We start from the raw sequence: 16542 nt of genomic DNA, 5'->3' as shown, positions 1-16542 counted from the left end.
ACTCACACCCAGTCCAGCACGAGTTGTCCGCTGCGCCACTGTTCCTGCAGTACGGCAATCTCTGCCCGGATCGCGGCAATCGCGGCGTCGCTAAGGTCCGGGCACGGCACTTGTGAGCTGCCACAGGCTGCGCGGTAAACACTGCGCAAGGTTTCCGGATCGCCCGCCCCGCCCCACAGATCGGCTTCGAAGCATTCGACCAGCCGTTCAGCCTGGAGTAGCTCTACGATATGGTCCTGCGGCATGCTGGCCCGACTGGCGCTCGCATGCCCGGCCAGCTTGGCCAACTCAGACAGCTCTTCGGGATGCTGCCCCGCCGCAACCATTCCCCAAAAAGCGCGCCGCATGCCCATCACCCGCTCGACCACGAAATGCATCGCATCGTGTGGGAACGGGCCCTTGTGCGGGAACGTGGTGTCCGCACGGCTGCCATCGTCTCGCACAATCGCGATCCGGCATTCACGCGGGGTATGGATGATCGTAACGCGCATCGCGGTGCATATAATGGCTTTGCGGCGCTTGTCGAAGGGGCTGCTGCAGCCTAGCTTGGCGCGCATGACCGGACCCATCGCCACCGAAATAGAAGCCCTGCTGAATCAGGCTTTTTCCCCCATCCACCTCGCCGTAATCAACGACAGCGCGCGCCATCACGGCCATTCCGGCGATGACGGATCGGGCGAATCGCACTTCACGGTGGAGATCGAAAGCGCCGCTTTTGCGGGCAAGTCCAGGCTGGAACGCCAGCGCATGGTTATTACCGCATTGGGTGACATTCCCGGGCAGCGGGTCCATGCCCTGGCGATCAAGGCGCAGGCCCCGGAAGAATGACCCAGCCCCGCCGCATCCGCCGCGCGGCACGGCTGCTGCTGCTCGATCCCGCGGACCGGCTACTGCTCTTCCGCTTCAGTGTGGCCGGGCGCAGCCCATTCTGGGCGGCAGTTGGTGGCGAATGCGATCCGGGCGAGGAGTTCCACGTTGCGGCACGCCGGGAACTGCTTGAGGAAACCGGCTTAAGCGCCGATCCCGGGCCGGAATTTGCCCGGCGCTGCTATGACTTCATCACCCCCGATGGCGAACCGGTGACCGCCGATGAAAGGTTCTTTCGGGTGTGCACCATGACGACCGCGATCGACATGTCAGGGCACACCGAACTGGAACGCGTAATCATGCGCGAGGCGCGCTGGTTCACCCGCGCCGAACTGACCGACTGGCCCGAACGGATCTTTCCGCTCGACCTGCTTGAACTGCTCGAACTCGCAGAGATTACCGCATGACCGATCCGGTCATCCAGACCGTCCTGCCCGTCACGCACGATCTGGGTGCGTTCCAGGTCCGCCGGGTGCTGCCCAGCCCGCGCCGGGTGATGGTGGGGCCGTTCATTTTCGTCGATCAGTTCGGCCCGGCCGACCTGCCCCCTGGCCCTGGTATCGACGTGCGCCCGCATCCGCATATCGGCATTGCGACAGTCACCTGGCTGTTCGAAGGCGCGATCGATCACCGCGACAGTCTGGGCACTTTCGCCACGATCCGCCCCGGTCAGGTCAACCTGATGACGGCCGGGCGCGGAATCGTCCATTCCGAACGCGGGCTGCCTGCCGAGCGCGATCTGCCCAAGCGCATCTATGGCATGCAGACCTGGCTGGCTCTGCCCGATGGCCGTGAGGAAATCGACCCGGCGTTTGAAGCCCAGACCGATCTGCCACTGATCGAAAACAATGGCACCACTGCCCGCGTAATCATGGGCAGTCTGTGGGGCCAGACCGCCCCGACTACCCTGCACAGCCCCACGATTTATGCTGAGATCGTGCTGGCCCCCGGCGGCACGATCCCGATCGATACAGAGGCAGAGGAACGCGCGGTCATGCTGGTCGGCGGTGAGGCGATGATCGACGGTGTGGAACTGGGGCTCTACGAATTGGCCATTCTCGCGCCGGGACGGACCATGCGGCTGGGATCCAGCCTGGGCGGGCGGGTGATGCTGCTGGGCGGCGCGGCAGCCACATCGCCCAGGCATGCTTATTGGAACTTCGTCCACTCCTCACGCGAGCGGATCCGGCAGGCGATAGATGACTGGACACAAGGCCGCTTTCCAACCGTTCCGGGCGATGCGGATGAATTTATCCCCTTGCCCGACGCGCCGCTGACCCGCACTGATTGAGCCGAATTCAGGGAGAGCAACGATAATGAGCGAAGCAGCCAAAACCGCCTGGATCACGGGCGCATCATCGGGCATCGGTGCAGCGCTGGCGCGGGCCTATGCGGCACGCGGCTACCGCGTGATCCTGTCCGGCCGCAATGAAGCCGCGCTAGCCGATGTCGCCGCGCAGTGCGGAACGCCGCACCTGATCCTGCCGTTTGACACCAGCGACTTTACCGCTGCGCAGGCCGCCGCCGACAAGGCCTGGGACTGGAGCGGCGGGATCGACGCTCTGGTCAACAATGCCGGGATCAGCCAGCGCAGCTTGGCGGTCGATACCGATTTCTCGGTCTACCAGAAGATGATCGACATCGATCTGCTCGGCCCGATCGCCCTGACCCAGGCGCTGCTAAAGCGCATGGTTGCACGCAAGACCGGGCAGATCGTGATGATTTCCAGCCTGGCCGGCAAAGTCGGCTCACCGCTGCGCTCGGCCTATTGCGCGGCCAAGCACGGGCTGATCGGCTATGCGGATTCGCTACGGATCGAGCTGAGCCCGCATGGCATTGCGGTGATCGGCGTCACGCCGGGTTCGATCCGCACTGACGTGTCGCGCAACGCAATCACTGCCGATGGTGGCCGGCGCGGGGTCAGCGATGACGCAATCGATACCGGGATCGACCCGGACGAATTCGCTCAGCGAATGTTGACCGCAATCGACGCGGGCCAGCGCGAGGTGGCGATTGCCGAACACGGGATGGAACAGTGGATCGCGCAGGAACGCCGCACGCCCGAAGCCCTGTTCGACAAAATGATCGCCGCGTTCAATTCGGGCTATGCAGCAAAAATGGGGGTTGGCGAGCAGTGAGCATGGAGCAGATCCGCGTCACTCTGGCCTGCGGGATCGAGCTCGATGTGGTCGATACCGGCCCGCGCGATGCGCCGGTGCTGGTGTTTCTGCACGGCTTCCCAGAAAGCCACCGCACCTGGCGCCACCAGATCGCGCACCTGTCTGGCCGGTTTCGCTGCATCGCGCCCGATCAGCGCGGATATCGCGGATCATCAAAACCGCAGAATGTGGAAAGCTACACCCCGGACAAGCTAATCGGCGATGTCTTCCAGCTTGCCGATGCACTGGGCGTTGGCAAATTCACGATTGTCGGGCACGATTGGGGCGGCGCAATTGCATGGGGCGTGGCCCTGATGGGCCAGATGAACGGCCGGGTGAATCGCGCGGTAATCGCCAATGCGCCCCATCCGGTGGGCTTCGCTCGATTGGTCTGGACCAACCGGCATCAGCGCGAATCGAGCCAGTACATGCGGACGTTCCGCGATACGTCCAATGACGCGTTGGTGCGCGAACTTGGCCTGGGCGGGATCCTGCTGAAAGCATTTGGGGACAGGCTGGCTACCGGTGACCGGATGGAGCCCGAGGAGCGTGCCGCGCTGACCAGCGAATGGGCCAATGTTGATGCTGCCTTCGGCATGCTCAACTGGTACCGCGCCAGCCCGCTCTATGTCCCTGCCATGGACGAACCTTACGCAGTCCCGGCAGAAGGTGGGCCGCCCGACCTGCCTCCCTTGACCCTGCCGACATTGGTGGTCTGGGCGCTGGACGATATTGCCTTGCCGCCAGAAAACCTTGATGGTCTTGAAGCAATGGTGCCCAACCTCGAAGTGGTCAAGGTAAGCGATTGCGGCCATTTCGTGCCGTGGGAAGCTCCACAGGCGGTCAACGCGGCGATGGATGCCTTCTTGACCCGGACCGCCACCGATGCCTGACAGCCCGCGCCGCGGCGGAATCGGCGCGGCGGTTGCCGCCGCCGAACGCCGCGCCCGCAATTCGCTCCTGCGCAACCACGGCGGCGGCCATGCGCCGGTTTCGAACCTTGAGCTGTTCTTCGATCTGGTGTTCGTATTTGCGATCACCCAGCTTTCGCACTTCTTCGGGCATCATCTCAATCCATGGGGCTTTGCCGAAGGACTGATGCTGTTCCTGACGCTGTGGTGGGGGTGGATGTACACCACCTGGGTCACCAACTGGCTCAATCCCGATCGGTTGCCGGTTCGACTTATGCTGTTGGCACTGATGCTTTTGAGCCTGGGCATGGCGGTCAGCCTGCCCGATGCCTTTGCAGACAAGGCGCTACCCTTTGCGCTGTGCTATGTCGCGATCCAGCTGGGGCGGACGCTGTGCACCGCCGCCATGTTCCACCGCGAACGAGCGCACAACACCCGTAACATGGTGCGGATCGCCGTGTGGTTCGCCGCCAGCGCGCCGCTGTGGATCGGCGGGGCAATGGCCGGCGGACCGGCGCAAGTGCTGTGCTGGCTGGCCGCGCTGGCCATCGAATATGCCGGGCCTTTCGTGCTCTATCGTGTGCCTTTCCTGGGACATTCGCTTGCGAGCGAGTGGGACATTTCGGGCAGCCACATGGCCGAACGCTGCGCGCTGTTCATTATCATTGCGCTGGGCGAAGGGATCGTCGTGACCGGTGCGACCATGGCTGGCACCATGCCCACCTTGGCAACGTCGCTGGCTTTTGTAACGGCTTTCGCCGGGTCGGCACTGTTGTGGTGGCTCTATTTCGACATGGGCGCGGTACGCGGGGCACAGTTCATTTCAGGCCATTCGCAAGTCGGACGCGTGGCACGCAACGCCTTTACCTATCTCCACATGCCGATCGTGCTGGGGGTGGTTGTGCTGGCGGTGGGCGATGCCATGCTGCTGGAACGCTGGGAACAACCCGTTAGCCGTGCGCTGATCCTTATCCAGACTGGCGGGATGCTCACTTTCCTGGGCGGACTGGGTCTGTTCAAGCGGTTTGGCAATACTATCGGCAATTTCCCGCTATCCCATACGGTTGCTATGGTGCTGGTCTGCGGGCTGGGCTTGTGGGCGTGGTGGCGCGAGCCGGGCACCCCGCAATTCGGCACCTTGGGGATCGCCATCCTGCTGCTGACTGCGGTGTGGGAATGGGTCAGCTATCACGGCGGCTGGATGGAGCGATGGGCGCGGCTGGGCCTGCCCTATCCTGAACGGATGCGCGAAAGCTTTGAACGGCGGCGGCGCGAGACCGAACAGCTGCGAGGTTAGAACCTTTCCGACCTAGAATATCGCAATGTGACGGAGCCGGGATGGGCCAAAATCAGCCCGCTCAGTCGGGTTGCCTCAGGAAGCACCTCGGACTGCGTCGCGCCACTGGCACTGGCTACCAGCCAGCACTGCGCAGCGCTCCTTGCCAAGAAGCTTCCTGAGACAATCAGGGTGGATCAATCCAGGTCAGAAAGACTCTCGCCCCGCCAATCCACCCAGGCGCCATGGGCATGTGCCTCGCCCAGCAGCACCGCATCCTGCCCCCCCGGCCAGTAACGCGCGCGCAATTCGTGGCGAAAGGTCTGGCGGTTGGTTTCGACCATGATCCAGGCCAGTGGCCGCTCAGGCGTGGCCTCTGTTCCGGCACGCTCCATCGCCGCGCGGATCGCGTCGCGCGTGGCGGGCGGGAAATATTGCCAGACGATGGTGTGGAACAGCACCCGCGTCACCCCCGCTGCTTGCGGCAGGGCGAGTTGCCGCAGCACCCATTCCCCGGCATCGGCGGCCTCAACCTCTGGTGCGTGCTGATTGGCAAGCGCGATAGCGGCGTCGATCCGTTCCAGCCGGTGGGCCACTTCGGCCCAGACATAGCTTTTCAGCCGCAAGGCTGAAGCCGCATCGGTCAGATCGACCGGAGCCAGATCACAGCCCCGGATTCCTGTGATCTCGACCGAACCGGACGGCGGCGCGCAGCCGCGCCATTCGGGTCAGATCCGCATCGGACTGTCAGGATCGCCCGATTCCACGCCGCCGAAGTCAAAGTGGAACCGGTCCATCATCGTATTGATTCCGGCACTGGCCCCCAGTTCCAGCAATTCGAAGCGCGGCCCCAACCGCTGGCTGAGCCACAACAGTTGGACCATCACGCTGGCTGATCGCCCGGCCTCATTGGTCTGCGGCGGGCCATCAAACCAGCCCGCGAGTTCCATATCGTGCGCAGAAACCGCCGCCGCGACGACAGCATTGACCGCCCCCTGATCAGTCATTTCCTGCCGATAGACCGCGCCCAGATCGGGCACTTTACCGGTCAGGTAGAGATTGTGCAGACCGCCGGTAAAGCGCAGCGGCATCGCGTCTTCCAGGCTCAGCCCCGGCCATTCGCGCATTCGTCGGCCGCATTCGCTGTTCCCCTGCAGCAGCGGGATCGCGCCCCGGATCGCCCGCGCGGTGGCCGGGGCGCCGTTCCTTTCGGCATGATCGGCCTGCCATTCGAGCGCGGACAGCACATTGTTCATTTCCATGATCGGTGGCTTGGCATTGCTCATCCGGTTGCCCTTTCGCCTTACCGCGCCTAAACGCGCCCCACTATGTCCCGACCACTGACCTTCGCCGTGCCCAAAGGCCGCATTCTTGACGAGGCGCTGCCCCTGATGGCGCGTGCCGGTGTCGTGCCCGAAGCCGAGTTTCATGACAAGAAGAGCCGCGCGCTGAGCTTTGCCTGCGCTCCCAATGACATTTGGGGCAGCGACATGCGCCTGATCCGCGTGCGCGCATTCGACGTGGCGACTTTTGTGGCCCACGGCGCGGCGCAGGCCGGGATCGTCGGATCGGACGTGGTCGAGGAGTTCGCCTATCCGGACCTTTATGCCCCGGTCGATCTGGACATCGGGCACTGCCGCCTGTCGGTGGCCGAACCGGATGGCCAAAGCGAGGATCCTGCTCGCGTCAGCCATTTGCGCGTGGCGAGCAAGTACCCCAACCTGACCCGCAAGCATTTTGAGCAAAAGGGTATTCAGGCCGAAGTGGTCAAGCTCAACGGGGCGATGGAACTTGCTCCCGGGCTTGGCCTCGCCAGCCGGATCGTCGATCTGGTTTCGACCGGCAAGACGCTGAAGGACAACGGCCTGGTCGAAACCAGCCAGATCCTGCAGATTTCCGCCCGCCTGATCGTCAACCGCGCTGCGCTGAAAACCGACGAGCGCGTAGCTGCGCTGGTCGAGAATTTCCGCGCGCTGGTCAGCCAGCAGCAGGCCGCCTGATGCTGCGGCTGAAGAGCAGCGACAAGGGCTTTGAACAGGCTTTTCGCCGCCTGGTCGCCGACCGCCGCGAAAGCGACGAGAATGTCGCGCGCGACGTTCAGGTGATCCTCTCCGACGTGCGCAATCGCGGCGATGCGGCGTTGGTGGACATGACCGCCAAGTTCGATGGCCATGCCCTGACCACCGAGGACGACTGGCGGATCACGCCCGAAGCCTGCCGCGAAGCCTTCGATGCGCTCAAGCCCGATCTGCGTGCCGCGCTGGAACTGGCCGCAGCGCGAATCCGCGCCTACCATCAGGCACAATTGCCGATGGACCGCGATGCTGTGGATGAGACCGGGGTTCGGCTTGGAGCGCGCTGGCTGGCTGTTGACGCCGCCGGGCTCTATGTGCCGGGCGGCCGCGCGGCCTATCCCTCGTCATTGCTGATGAATGCCATCCCCGCCAAGGTTGCCGGGGTTGAACGGCTGGTGGTGGTCACCCCTACCCCCAAGGGCCAGATCAACCCGTTGGTCCTTGCCGCCGCGCATCTCGCGGGCGTCGATGAACTGTGGCGCATCGGCGGTGCGCAAGCCGTGGCCGCGCTCGCCTATGGCACCGAGCGGATCAAACCGGTCGACGTGATCACCGGTCCCGGCAATGCCTGGGTGGCAGAGGCCAAGCGCCAGCTTTATGGCGTGGTCGGGATCGACATGGTGGCCGGCCCGAGCGAGATCCTGGTGATCGCGGACGGCCAGAACGATCCCGAATGGACCGCCGCTGATCTGCTTAGCCAGGCTGAACACGATCCCAGCGCGCAATCGATCCTGATCACCGACGATCCGCTGTTCGCCGATACGGTGGCGGACCGGATCGGGGTGGAGCTGGCCATGCTGCCCACCGCCCGCGTCGCGGCGGACAGCTGGAATACACACGGCACGATCATCGAAGTTACCAGCCTGGACGAGGCCCCCGCGCTCGCCAATGCGCTGGCCGCGGAGCATGTCCAACTGGCGGTTGCTGATCCCCAGCCGCTGATGGACGCAATCCGCCATGCCGGGTCGGTGTTCCTGGGACGGATGACCCCGGAAGCGATCGGCGATTACGTTGCCGGGCCCAATCACGTGCTCCCAACCGGGCGCCGGGCCCGTTTTTCTTCTGGACTTTCCGTGCTGGACTTCATGAAGCGCACCAGCTTCATCCAGCTTGACGAAGCGGCGCTGCGGGCGCTTGGCCCGGCGGCGATCGAGCTGGCCGAAGCCGAAGGGCTGCCCGCCCATGCGCGTTCGATCGAAGTGAGATTGGGAATATGAGAGCGCATAACAGCAAAGCCTCGCGCGCACGCGCCGCTGCTCGGCTCGCCGCCGTTCAGGCACTCTATCAGCGCGACATGGAGGCTACTCACCTCCCCACCCTGCTCGACGAGTTCCATCGGCATCGGCTTGGCGCCGAAATCGAAGGCGATCAGTATGCCCAGGCCGAAGTGGCATTCTTCGATGATGTGGTTTTGGGCGTCTATGCCCGGCTGGACGAGATCGATGACGTGCTGACCAGCAAGCTCGCCGAAGGCTGGACCCTGTCCCGGCTGGACAAGACCATGCACCAGATCCTGCGCGCCGGAACCTATGAATTGCTTGCCCGCCCGGACGTGACGACCGGCACGGTAATCAACGAGTATGTCGATGTCGCCCACGCCTTTTTCGAACGCCGCGAAGCGAAGTTCGTCAATGGCCTGCTGGACGCCGTGGCGAAGGATGTGCGTTAGGATCCCACTGATCCAGCGCCGCTTTCAGATGCGGCCAGAATTGGGGAGAGTTTCAGGCGAATGACCACCGAGCCCCAATTCATCGCAGCCCTTCAGGCCATCGCAACGCACCCTGCCGCGCGCGGACTTGCGGATGATGCAGCGGTGCTGGAGATCGGTGGCGAGGCGCTGGTGCTGACCCACGACATGCTGGTTGAAGGAGTTCACTTCCTGCCCGGACAGGACCCGGCGGATGTGGCGTGGAAGCTGGTGGCCACCAATCTGTCTGACCTTGCCGCCAAGGGCGCGGAGCCGCTGGGGGTTCTCCTGGGCTATCAACTTGGTGAGGATGACGCGCGCTTCCTCGAAGGCCTGCAAGAAGTGCTGGAGCATTACGGTGTGCCGCTGCTGGGCGGGGACACCGTGGGCGGAGCGGGACCACAGACCATGGGGCTGACCGCATTGGGACGCGCCACTCATCGGCCGGTGCCCTCTCGCGGCGGGGCAAAGCCGGGTGACAGGCTTTACCTGTCCGGTCCGCTTGGCGCGGCAATGGTGGGGTTTGAGGCGCTCAAAAGTGGCACTGGCGACAGCACGGCCTATCGCCGCCCGATGGCGATGCTGGCCGAAGGCTGGGCGCTTGCGCCGCATGTCACTGCGATGATGGACGTATCGGACGGGCTGCTGCTCGATGCCGTGCGGATGGCGCGGGCCAGCGGGGTTTCTTTCGACATCGTCCCCGCCGCGGTCCCCCTATCATGCCCCGAGTACCTCCGCGACGAAGCGCTGCGGTGGGGGGATGATTATCAGTTGCTGTTCACCCTGCCGGCAGGGCTGGAACCGCCGATTACCGCGCATCTGATCGGACAGGCGCTGGCTTTTGCCGAAGAGTCTCTGTTGCTTGATGGACAGGCCCCGCCTGCGCACGCGGCATTGGGCTACGAACACCATTGATTTTTCCCCAACTGCGCGGAAATCCGCCGCATTGGGCACTTGCACGCCTGCTCTGCTTCCCTATACGGGTCCGCGCATAAGAGGTCCGTGCCAAAACGGGCCCTATGGGGACATTAGTTCAAGGATAGCCAAAGGGGGTACCCTCACGTGAGTCTCGTCGCAATTTCAATCGCCCTGGGGGCGTTAGCCATCGTGTATGGCTTCGTTACCAGCCGTCAGGTGCTCGGCGCCTCGGCCGGTAACGCCAAGATGCAGGAAATCGCCGGTGCGATCCAGGAAGGCGCGCAAGCCTATCTGAAGCGCCAGTACACCGCGATCGCCATTGTTGGCGTGGTCGTGGCCGTGATCATCATGCTGACGCTAGGCGGAATTTCCGCTGCCGGCTTCGTACTGGGCGCAGTGCTTTCGGGCGCGGCGGGCTTCATCGGCATGAACGTGTCGGTTCGCTCGAACGTCCGCACCGCTGCCGCTGCGCAGGTCGGGCTGCAACAGGGCCTGACCCTGGCGTTCCGCGCGGGCGCGATCACCGGCATGCTGGTGGCAGGGCTTGCCCTGCTCGCGATCGCCGGGTTCTTCTGGTACCTGACCGGTCCGGCTGGCTATGCCGCCAATGACCGCGTCGTGGTGACCGGGCTGACCGCGCTGGCGCTCGGCGCTTCGCTGGTTTCGATCTTCGCGCGTCTCGGTGGCGGGATCTTCACCAAGGCGGCTGACGTGGGCGCGGACCTGGTGGGCAAGGTCGAAGCGGGCATTCCCGAAGACGATCCACGCAACCCCGCCGTGATCGCCGACAACGTCGGTGACAACGTGGGTGACTGCGCCGGTATGGCGGCTGACCTGTTCGAAACCTATGTCGTGACCGTTGGCGCCACCATGGTGCTAACCGCACTGCTGGTGAAGGGCGTGGCCGACATCGTTCCGTTGATGAGCCTGCCGCTACTGATCGGCGGCGTGTGCATCGTCACCTCGATCATCGGCACTTATTTCGTCAAGCTGGGCAAGTCGAACAACATCATGGGCGCCATGTACAAGGGCTTCCTGGTGACTGCCGTGCTTTCGATCCCGGCGATCCTGTGGGCCATGCGCACTGCGCTGGGCGACATGACCGTGCCGATCGGCGATACCGGAATCACCGGCGAAGCACTGTTCTGGTGCGCGCTGCTGGGCCTGATCATCACCGGCCTGATCATCTGGATCACCGAGTACTACACCGGCACGAACTATCGCCCGGTGCGTTCGATCGCCAAGGCTTCGGAAACCGGCCACGGCACCAACGTGATCCAGGGTCTGGCAATCAGCCTGGAATCGACTGCCATGCCGACGCTGGTGATCGTCACCGGCATCATCGTGGCCTTCAAGCTCGCGGGTCTGCTGGGCATCGCCTATGCCGCCACTTCGATGCTGGCGCTGGCCGGCATGGTCGTTGCGCTCGACGCGTACGGTCCGGTGACCGACAACGCCGGCGGCATTGCCGAAATGGCGGGTCTCGACGATTCGGTCCGTGAAAAGACCGACGCGCTCGACGCGGTGGGCAACACCACCAAGGCTGTGACCAAGGGTTACGCGATCGGTTCGGCTGGCCTTGCCGCGCTGGTGCTGTTCGCCGCCTACACCACCGACCTTCGCGAGTTCTTCCCGGACCTGAAGGTCGATTTCAGCCTTGAAAATCCCTATGTGATCGTCGGCCTGCTGCTCGGCGCGCTGCTCCCGTACCTGTTCGGTGCGATGGGCATGACCGCCGTGGGCCGCGCTGCCGGTGACGTGGTGATCGACGTGCGCAACCAGTTCCGTGACAATCCGGGCATCATGGATGGCACCAGCCGTCCCGACTATGCCCGCACGGTTGACCTGGTGACCAAGGCGGCAATCAAGGAAATGATCATCCCGTCGCTGCTGCCGGTGCTTGCGCCGGTTGTTGTCTACTATGTGATCACCCTGGTCGCCGGTCAGGACAACGGCTTTGCCGCGCTGGGTGCATTGCTGCTGGGCGTGATCGTGGGCGGCCTGTTCGTCGCGATCTCGATGACCTCGGGCGGCGGCGCATGGGACAATGCCAAGAAGTACATCGAAGACGGCAACCACGGCGGCAAGGGCAGCGATGCCCACAAGGCTGCGGTTACCGGTGACACGGTTGGCGATCCTTACAAGGATACCGCTGGTCCGGCCGTCAACCCGATGATCAAGATCACCAACATCGTCGCGCTGCTCCTGCTCGCGGCGCTGGCCCACGGCGCGAGCTAAGCTCCGCCTGCCCGCCAGGGTGAAGCAGACCCCGTCCGGAGCGATCCGGGCGGGGTTTTGTTTTCTCAAGGTTCGAACCTGGCCGGGTCTCTGAGCGTTAGGCTTTCCTTGGCATTTCAGCGCTAAACCGGCCCCGCAGTGGCGCTCCGCCAACTGTGTGAGGAACGGTAACAGTGGCAAGCAAGGCAGAGCTGGCTCCGCCCGGTGCGATGCAGCACTATGCTGCGCCCCTTGTTGCGCCCGTGGCCCGCATCCGCCCGGTCGACTGGCGCATCTTCGAGGATCCGGAAGCCCGCCTCGCCTGGGACGCGCTGACCGCTTGCGCCAGCGAACCCAATCCGTTCTTCGAAAGCTGGTACTTGCTCCCTGCCCTGCGCGCCCATGATCCCGAAGGGTCCGTGCGCCTGCTGCGGTTCGAATGCGATGGCGAACTGGCCGGATTGCTGCCAATCCGGCGCGAGCCGCGCTATTACCGCTGGCCGATCCCACAACTGACAACCTGGATTCACGGCAACTGCTTCCTTGGTGCACCCCTGGTTGCTGCCGGGCTGGAGCGGCATTTCTGGCGGGCACTGCTGGATTGGGCCGACCGTGCGCCCGGCCTCGCCCTGTTCCTGCATCTGCCGCACATGCCGCTGGACGGCCCCTTGCAGACCGCGCTGGCGCAAGTGCTGGACGAACAGCAGCGCCTTGCCGGGCTGGTGCACATCGAACAGCGCGCCCTGTTGCAGTCCGATTTTTCCCGCGATGCCTATTTCGAAGCCGCGCTGTCCGGCAAAAAGCGCAAGGAACTGCGCCGCCAATTCGCCCGCTTGTCCGAACTGGGCGAAGTGACGCTGGAGCGCACAGAAGGCGATGAGCATCTCGGCCGCTGGATCGACGATTTTCTGGCCCTGGAACATTCGGGCTGGAAAGGCGGCGCAGGCTCTGCCCTCGCCTCGCATCAGACCACCACCCGCATGTTTCGCGAGGCGCTTTCGGGCGCAGCCAGTCATGGGCGACTCGAACGGTTGACACTGAACCTGGATGGCGAACCAATCGCCATGCTGGCCAGCTTCCTGACCCCGCCGGGTGCCTTCAGCTACAAGACCGCGTTCGACGAGCGCTATGCCCGATACAGCCCCGGCGTGCTGCTCCAGCGCGAGAACCTCGCCATGCTGGACCATCCGCTGGTGCGCTGGACCGATAGCTGCGCCGCGGCCGATCATCCGATGATCGACCACATCTGGCGCGAACGCCGTGCGATCGGACGCTTGTCGATCGCGATTGGCGGCAAGCTGCGCCGCGCCGCGTTCCGTCAACTCCTAAAGGCCGAATTGGGCCGCAATCCCAATGGAATAATGCCATGACCGTGTTTTCAAGCGATGACCGCGCCACCTTTGCCGCGAATTATCCCGAAGTGCCGCATAAGCTGCACCACCGGCTGGGCCACCACCCCTTGCTGGATTTGGATGCCCTGGCCAGTCTGGCGGAAAAACTGCCTGCCAGTTCGATCGAATACAACAAGGCCGACCTGCCGATCGGGATCACCGAAAAGCCCGGGGCGTCGGGCCTGAGCATTGGCGACACGATCCGCCGGATCGAACAGACCGGCAGTTGGGCCGCGCTCAAGAATATCGAACAGGTGCCCGAATATGCCGCGCTGCTGGCCGATCTGCTGAGCGAGATCCAGCCAGAGATCGAAGCCAGGACCGGGCGGATGATGAAGACCCAGGGCTTCGTGTTCATCACCAGCCCCAATGGGGTCACCCCATACCATTTCGATCCTGAGCACAACATCCTGCTGCAGATCCGCGGCAGCAAGGTGATGACCCAGTTCCCCGCGGGCGATCCGGCCTATGCCCCGGACGAAGTCCACGAAACCTACCACACCGGCGGCGGGCGCGAACTGACCTGGCGGGATGAATTGGAAGCGGGCGGGATGAAATTCCCGCTTGGCCCGGGCGAAGCGCTGTTCGTTCCAGTGATGGCCCCGCATTACGTAAGGAACGGCCCCGAAGGTTCGGTTTCGCTGTCGATCACCTGGCGCAGCGAATGGTCTTTTGCCGAAGCCGACGCACGCGCGTTCAACGCGGTGCTGCGGCGCATCGGCATGAAGCCGGTGAGCACCGGGCGCTGGCCGCATGGCAATCAGGTCAAGGCGCTGGGCTGGCGGCTGATCCGGAAGGTCCGGGGGTAAGCTGGCAGCCCCCTTCCTCTTCAGAGGAGGGGGAGAATATGCCAGCTCTCGTCCCCCGCCCCCGCTTGACCTTCCCCACAACCCCCACCAAAGGGTTGCGATGGAAAACGAACCTACCCCCGAACAGCAGGTGGCCGGCCTGGTCAGATTGCTGGAGGTCAAGCCCGGCGAAGCGGATCACTTCACCGGCCGGCGCAAACGCGGCGGGGTGGGCCGGGTTTTCGGCGGACAAGTGATTGCGCAGGCGCTGCTTGCGGCGGAACAGACCGTCGATCCGGCGCGCCCGGCGCATTCGCTGCATGCCTATTTCCTGCGCGGCGGAAGCGAGGATTTCGAGACAGACTATAAGGTTGAGCGCGATTTCGACGGCGGATCCTTTTCCAACCGCCGCGTGGTTGCCAGCCAGCAGGGTCGCCCAATCCTGAACCTGACCGCCAGTTTCCAGAAGCACGAGGAAGGGCTGCATCACGTTGACGCGGAGATGCCGCAAGTCCCTCCGCCCGAGGATCTGGAACCGGAGGTTGAGGTGCGCCGCCGCTTTGCGGAGCAGGCCCGGCCCGAAGCTCGTCACCATTTCCTGAGCCCGCGTCCGGTGGAAATGCGCGCGGTTGAAGGACGGCACTGGATGAATCCCACGCCCGCCCCGCCGCGCAGCCATTCGTGGTTCAAGGCTGTTGCTCCCCTCCCCGATGATCCCCGCATCCATCGCGCGGTGCTGGCCTTTACCAGTGACATGACGCTGCTGGGCACATGCGCCCTGCCCCACGGTCTGTCATGGGCGCGAGGCGAAGTGGTCAGCGCAAGTCTGGACCACGCGGTATGGTTCCACGAACCGTTCCGCGCTGATGAGTGGCTGCTCTATGCCACCGACAGCCCATGGAGCGGCGGCGGACGCGGCTTCAACCGCGGCCGGATCTTCACCCGCGATGGCCGCCTTGTCGCCAGTGTTGCGCAGGAAGGCATGATCCGTAAGGTAGTCCCCAAGCAGCGGGACTGAACCGCAAAGCCAGAGGGGACGAGCATGACCGCAGCAGCACAGACCACCATCGGCGGCACATGCTCAGATCGCTTTGCCGCAGTGCGTGAAGCTTTCGCCGCCAATTTTGACCGACATGATGAAATCGGCGCATCCTTTGCGGTAACTCTGCAGGGTGAACTGGTGGCCGATCTGCACGGCGGCTGGGCCGATCCGGCCCGCACCCGCCCCTGGACATCCGATACTGTCGCCAACGTCTGGTCCACCACCAAGGGCGTGCAGGCTACCTGCTATGCCATGGCGGTCGAACGCGGATTGTTGTCCTACGACCAGCCGGTGACTGATTTCTGGCCCGAATTCGCAGCCAATGGCAAAGGCGCGGTAACGGTTGGTCAGTTGCTTTCGCATCAGGCAGGGCTATGCGGCTTTGTCACGCCGGCGGGCGAACCGGACGTGGTTGGCGGCAGCACCGCCGCCGCGCGTCTCGCCGAGCAGGCCCCGCTGTGGGCACCGGGCAGCGCCAGCGGCTATCACGCGCTGGCCATCGGCATTCTCGGAACCGAACTGTTCCAGCGGATCGAGGGCCGGTCGATCCGGCAATTCGTGGCCGAAGAAATCGCCGGGCCGCTGGAGCTGGATTTCTCGATCGGCCTGCCCGCGGGTGAAGACCACCGCTGCGCCGAACTGATTCCGCCGCCCGCCATGCCGGTCGATCCGACCAGCTTCACCCCGCCGCAGATCGCCGCGCTGGGCAATCCGCCGCTGCGCGCGGGCTTTGCCATGACCCCCGAATGGCGCGGGGCAGACCTGCCATCAGCCAACGGGCACGGCACCGCGCGGGCGCTCGCCAGCATCTATGCCCGCCTGATCGCGCCGCAGGGCGGACTGGTCTCTCCCGCAACGCTGGCCAAGGCGACGGCCCAGCAGATCCGCAACACAGACCTTGTGCTGAACATCGAATGCGATTGGGCAGCCGGTTTCCTGCGCAATTCCAGCGGCGTGTTCGGACCGGTTGAAGCCACTTTCGGTCACACCGGCTGGGGCGGCTCCTTTGCCGTGGCCGATCCCGAAAACGGCCTGACCATGGCCTATGTGATGAACCGCATGGACGCCAACCTGCGCGACGACGCCCGCGCCAAGGCCCTGATTGCGGCGGTATATGCTGGGTTGTGAGTGGGGTAGCTTTGGCAATCCACCACCACTCCCCATCTCTGTTCGTGTCGAGCGTAGTCGAGACACGCCAGCGCTGACGTGTC

At 64.3% G+C, this 16542-nt stretch carries 16 protein-coding genes and 1 pseudogene; 15 read left to right on the top strand and 2 right to left on the bottom strand.

Features of this window, described 5'->3' with window-relative positions; translation table 11 throughout:
* Positions 1–2 precede the first annotated feature (2 nt).
* Entirely contained in the window at positions 3–491 is a 489-nt protein-coding gene (locus MNBBLIKP_RS04410) for a hypothetical protein (RefSeq protein WP_088307868.1), read from the bottom strand.
* A gap of 64 nt (positions 492–555) precedes the next feature.
* Between MNBBLIKP_RS04410 and MNBBLIKP_RS04405 the strand changes: the two genes are divergently transcribed.
* From MNBBLIKP_RS04405 to MNBBLIKP_RS04380, 6 genes are read left to right on the top strand one after another with little or no spacing between them, the layout of a single operon-like run.
* Positions 556–828: a BolA family protein gene (locus MNBBLIKP_RS04405; RefSeq protein WP_176399652.1), complete on the top strand. Its 273-nt coding sequence runs from the start codon at positions 556–558 to the stop codon at positions 826–828.
* Complete coding sequence (locus MNBBLIKP_RS04400; RefSeq protein ID WP_088307866.1) at positions 825–1274, top strand: NUDIX hydrolase; 450 nt, start codon at positions 825–827, stop codon at positions 1272–1274. Before MNBBLIKP_RS04405 ends, MNBBLIKP_RS04400 begins: the two co-directional genes overlap by 4 nt.
* A complete protein-coding gene (locus tag MNBBLIKP_RS04395; RefSeq protein WP_088307864.1) occupies positions 1271–2158 on the top strand; it encodes a pirin family protein in 888 nt (295 codons plus the stop codon). The genes MNBBLIKP_RS04400 and MNBBLIKP_RS04395 overlap by 4 nt, the downstream gene beginning before the upstream one ends.
* Before the next feature lie 25 nt (positions 2159–2183).
* Entirely contained in the window at positions 2184–3005 is an 822-nt protein-coding gene (locus MNBBLIKP_RS04390) for an SDR family NAD(P)-dependent oxidoreductase (RefSeq protein ID WP_088307862.1), read from the top strand.
* A 2-nt stretch (positions 3006–3007) separates the two neighbouring features.
* Positions 3008–3919: an alpha/beta fold hydrolase gene (locus MNBBLIKP_RS04385; RefSeq protein WP_088307860.1), complete on the top strand. Its 912-nt coding sequence runs from the start codon at positions 3008–3010 to the stop codon at positions 3917–3919.
* Positions 3912–5234, top strand: a complete 1323-nt coding sequence (locus MNBBLIKP_RS04380; RefSeq protein ID WP_088307858.1) for a low temperature requirement protein A — start codon at positions 3912–3914, stop codon at positions 5232–5234. Before MNBBLIKP_RS04385 ends, MNBBLIKP_RS04380 begins: the two co-directional genes overlap by 8 nt.
* Positions 5235–5410: 176 nt before the next feature.
* Here MNBBLIKP_RS04380 and MNBBLIKP_RS04375 read toward each other — a convergent pair.
* Positions 5411–6469: pseudogene (locus tag MNBBLIKP_RS04375) on the bottom strand (DUF2332 domain-containing protein).
* A gap of 72 nt (positions 6470–6541) precedes the next feature.
* Between MNBBLIKP_RS04375 and hisG the strand changes: the two are divergent.
* From hisG to MNBBLIKP_RS04330, 9 genes are all read left to right on the top strand, one after another.
* On the top strand, positions 6542–7213 hold the full coding sequence (hisG, locus tag MNBBLIKP_RS04370) for an ATP phosphoribosyltransferase (protein WP_088307856.1): 672 nt from the start codon (positions 6542–6544) through the stop codon (positions 7211–7213).
* A complete protein-coding gene (gene hisD, locus MNBBLIKP_RS04365) occupies positions 7213–8505 on the top strand; it encodes a histidinol dehydrogenase (RefSeq protein WP_088307854.1) in 1293 nt (430 codons plus the stop codon). Before hisG ends, hisD begins: the two co-directional genes overlap by 1 nt.
* Complete coding sequence (nusB, locus tag MNBBLIKP_RS04360) at positions 8502–8957, top strand: transcription antitermination factor NusB (RefSeq protein WP_088307852.1); 456 nt, start codon at positions 8502–8504, stop codon at positions 8955–8957. Before hisD ends, nusB begins: the two co-directional genes overlap by 4 nt.
* A 60-nt stretch (positions 8958–9017) precedes the next feature.
* Complete coding sequence (thiL, locus tag MNBBLIKP_RS04355; RefSeq protein WP_088307850.1) at positions 9018–9890, top strand: thiamine-phosphate kinase; 873 nt, start codon at positions 9018–9020, stop codon at positions 9888–9890.
* Positions 9891–10037: 147 nt separating this feature from the next.
* Positions 10038–12131: a sodium-translocating pyrophosphatase gene (locus MNBBLIKP_RS04350; RefSeq protein ID WP_088307848.1), complete on the top strand. Its 2094-nt coding sequence runs from the start codon at positions 10038–10040 to the stop codon at positions 12129–12131.
* Between the two features lie 173 nt (positions 12132–12304).
* Complete coding sequence (locus MNBBLIKP_RS04345; protein WP_254912907.1) at positions 12305–13480, top strand: GNAT family N-acetyltransferase; 1176 nt, start codon at positions 12305–12307, stop codon at positions 13478–13480.
* Positions 13477–14310 carry a cupin-like domain-containing protein gene (locus MNBBLIKP_RS04340; protein WP_088307844.1) on the top strand — a complete coding sequence of 278 codons (834 nt, stop codon included), beginning with the start codon at positions 13477–13479 and terminating at the stop codon, positions 14308–14310. Before MNBBLIKP_RS04345 ends, MNBBLIKP_RS04340 begins: the two co-directional genes overlap by 4 nt.
* Positions 14311–14410: 100 nt before the next feature.
* Positions 14411–15307: an acyl-CoA thioesterase gene (locus MNBBLIKP_RS04335; RefSeq protein ID WP_088307842.1), complete on the top strand. Its 897-nt coding sequence runs from the start codon at positions 14411–14413 to the stop codon at positions 15305–15307.
* Between the two features lie 24 nt (positions 15308–15331).
* The gene (locus tag MNBBLIKP_RS04330) at positions 15332–16459 is read left to right on the top strand and encodes a serine hydrolase domain-containing protein (RefSeq protein WP_088307840.1); all 1128 of its coding nucleotides are present in this window, start codon (positions 15332–15334) and stop codon (positions 16457–16459) included.
* Positions 16460–16542 lie beyond the last annotated feature (83 nt).

It is taken from the genome of Novosphingobium sp. B 225 (genome assembly GCF_002198665.1).
Taxonomy (GTDB): domain Bacteria; phylum Pseudomonadota; class Alphaproteobacteria; order Sphingomonadales; family Sphingomonadaceae; genus Novosphingobium.
This window is presented reverse-complemented; position numbering and strand designations above follow the sequence as displayed.

Excerpts from the sequence above, each read along its gene's own strand:
- MNBBLIKP_RS04410 (WP_088307868.1), bottom strand. The coding sequence starts at position 491 with ATGCGCGTTACGATCATCCATACCCCGCGTGAATGCCGGATCGCGATT.
- MNBBLIKP_RS04405 (WP_176399652.1), top strand. The coding sequence starts at position 556 with ATGACCGGACCCATCGCCACCGAAATAGAAGCCCTGCTGAATCAGGCT.
- MNBBLIKP_RS04400 (WP_088307866.1), top strand. The coding sequence starts at position 825 with ATGACCCAGCCCCGCCGCATCCGCCGCGCGGCACGGCTGCTGCTGCTC.
- MNBBLIKP_RS04395 (WP_088307864.1), top strand. The coding sequence starts at position 1,271 with ATGACCGATCCGGTCATCCAGACCGTCCTGCCCGTCACGCACGATCTG.
- MNBBLIKP_RS04390 (WP_088307862.1), top strand. The coding sequence starts at position 2,184 with ATGAGCGAAGCAGCCAAAACCGCCTGGATCACGGGCGCATCATCGGGC.
- MNBBLIKP_RS04385 (WP_088307860.1), top strand. The coding sequence starts at position 3,008 with ATGGAGCAGATCCGCGTCACTCTGGCCTGCGGGATCGAGCTCGATGTG.
- MNBBLIKP_RS04380 (WP_088307858.1), top strand. The coding sequence starts at position 3,912 with ATGCCTGACAGCCCGCGCCGCGGCGGAATCGGCGCGGCGGTTGCCGCC.
- hisG (WP_088307856.1), top strand. The coding sequence starts at position 6,542 with ATGTCCCGACCACTGACCTTCGCCGTGCCCAAAGGCCGCATTCTTGAC.
- hisD (WP_088307854.1), top strand. The coding sequence starts at position 7,213 with ATGCTGCGGCTGAAGAGCAGCGACAAGGGCTTTGAACAGGCTTTTCGC.
- nusB (WP_088307852.1), top strand. The coding sequence starts at position 8,502 with ATGAGAGCGCATAACAGCAAAGCCTCGCGCGCACGCGCCGCTGCTCGG.
- thiL (WP_088307850.1), top strand. The coding sequence starts at position 9,018 with ATGACCACCGAGCCCCAATTCATCGCAGCCCTTCAGGCCATCGCAACG.
- MNBBLIKP_RS04340 (WP_088307844.1), top strand. The coding sequence starts at position 13,477 with ATGACCGTGTTTTCAAGCGATGACCGCGCCACCTTTGCCGCGAATTAT.
- MNBBLIKP_RS04335 (WP_088307842.1), top strand. The coding sequence starts at position 14,411 with ATGGAAAACGAACCTACCCCCGAACAGCAGGTGGCCGGCCTGGTCAGA.
- MNBBLIKP_RS04330 (WP_088307840.1), top strand. The coding sequence starts at position 15,332 with ATGACCGCAGCAGCACAGACCACCATCGGCGGCACATGCTCAGATCGC.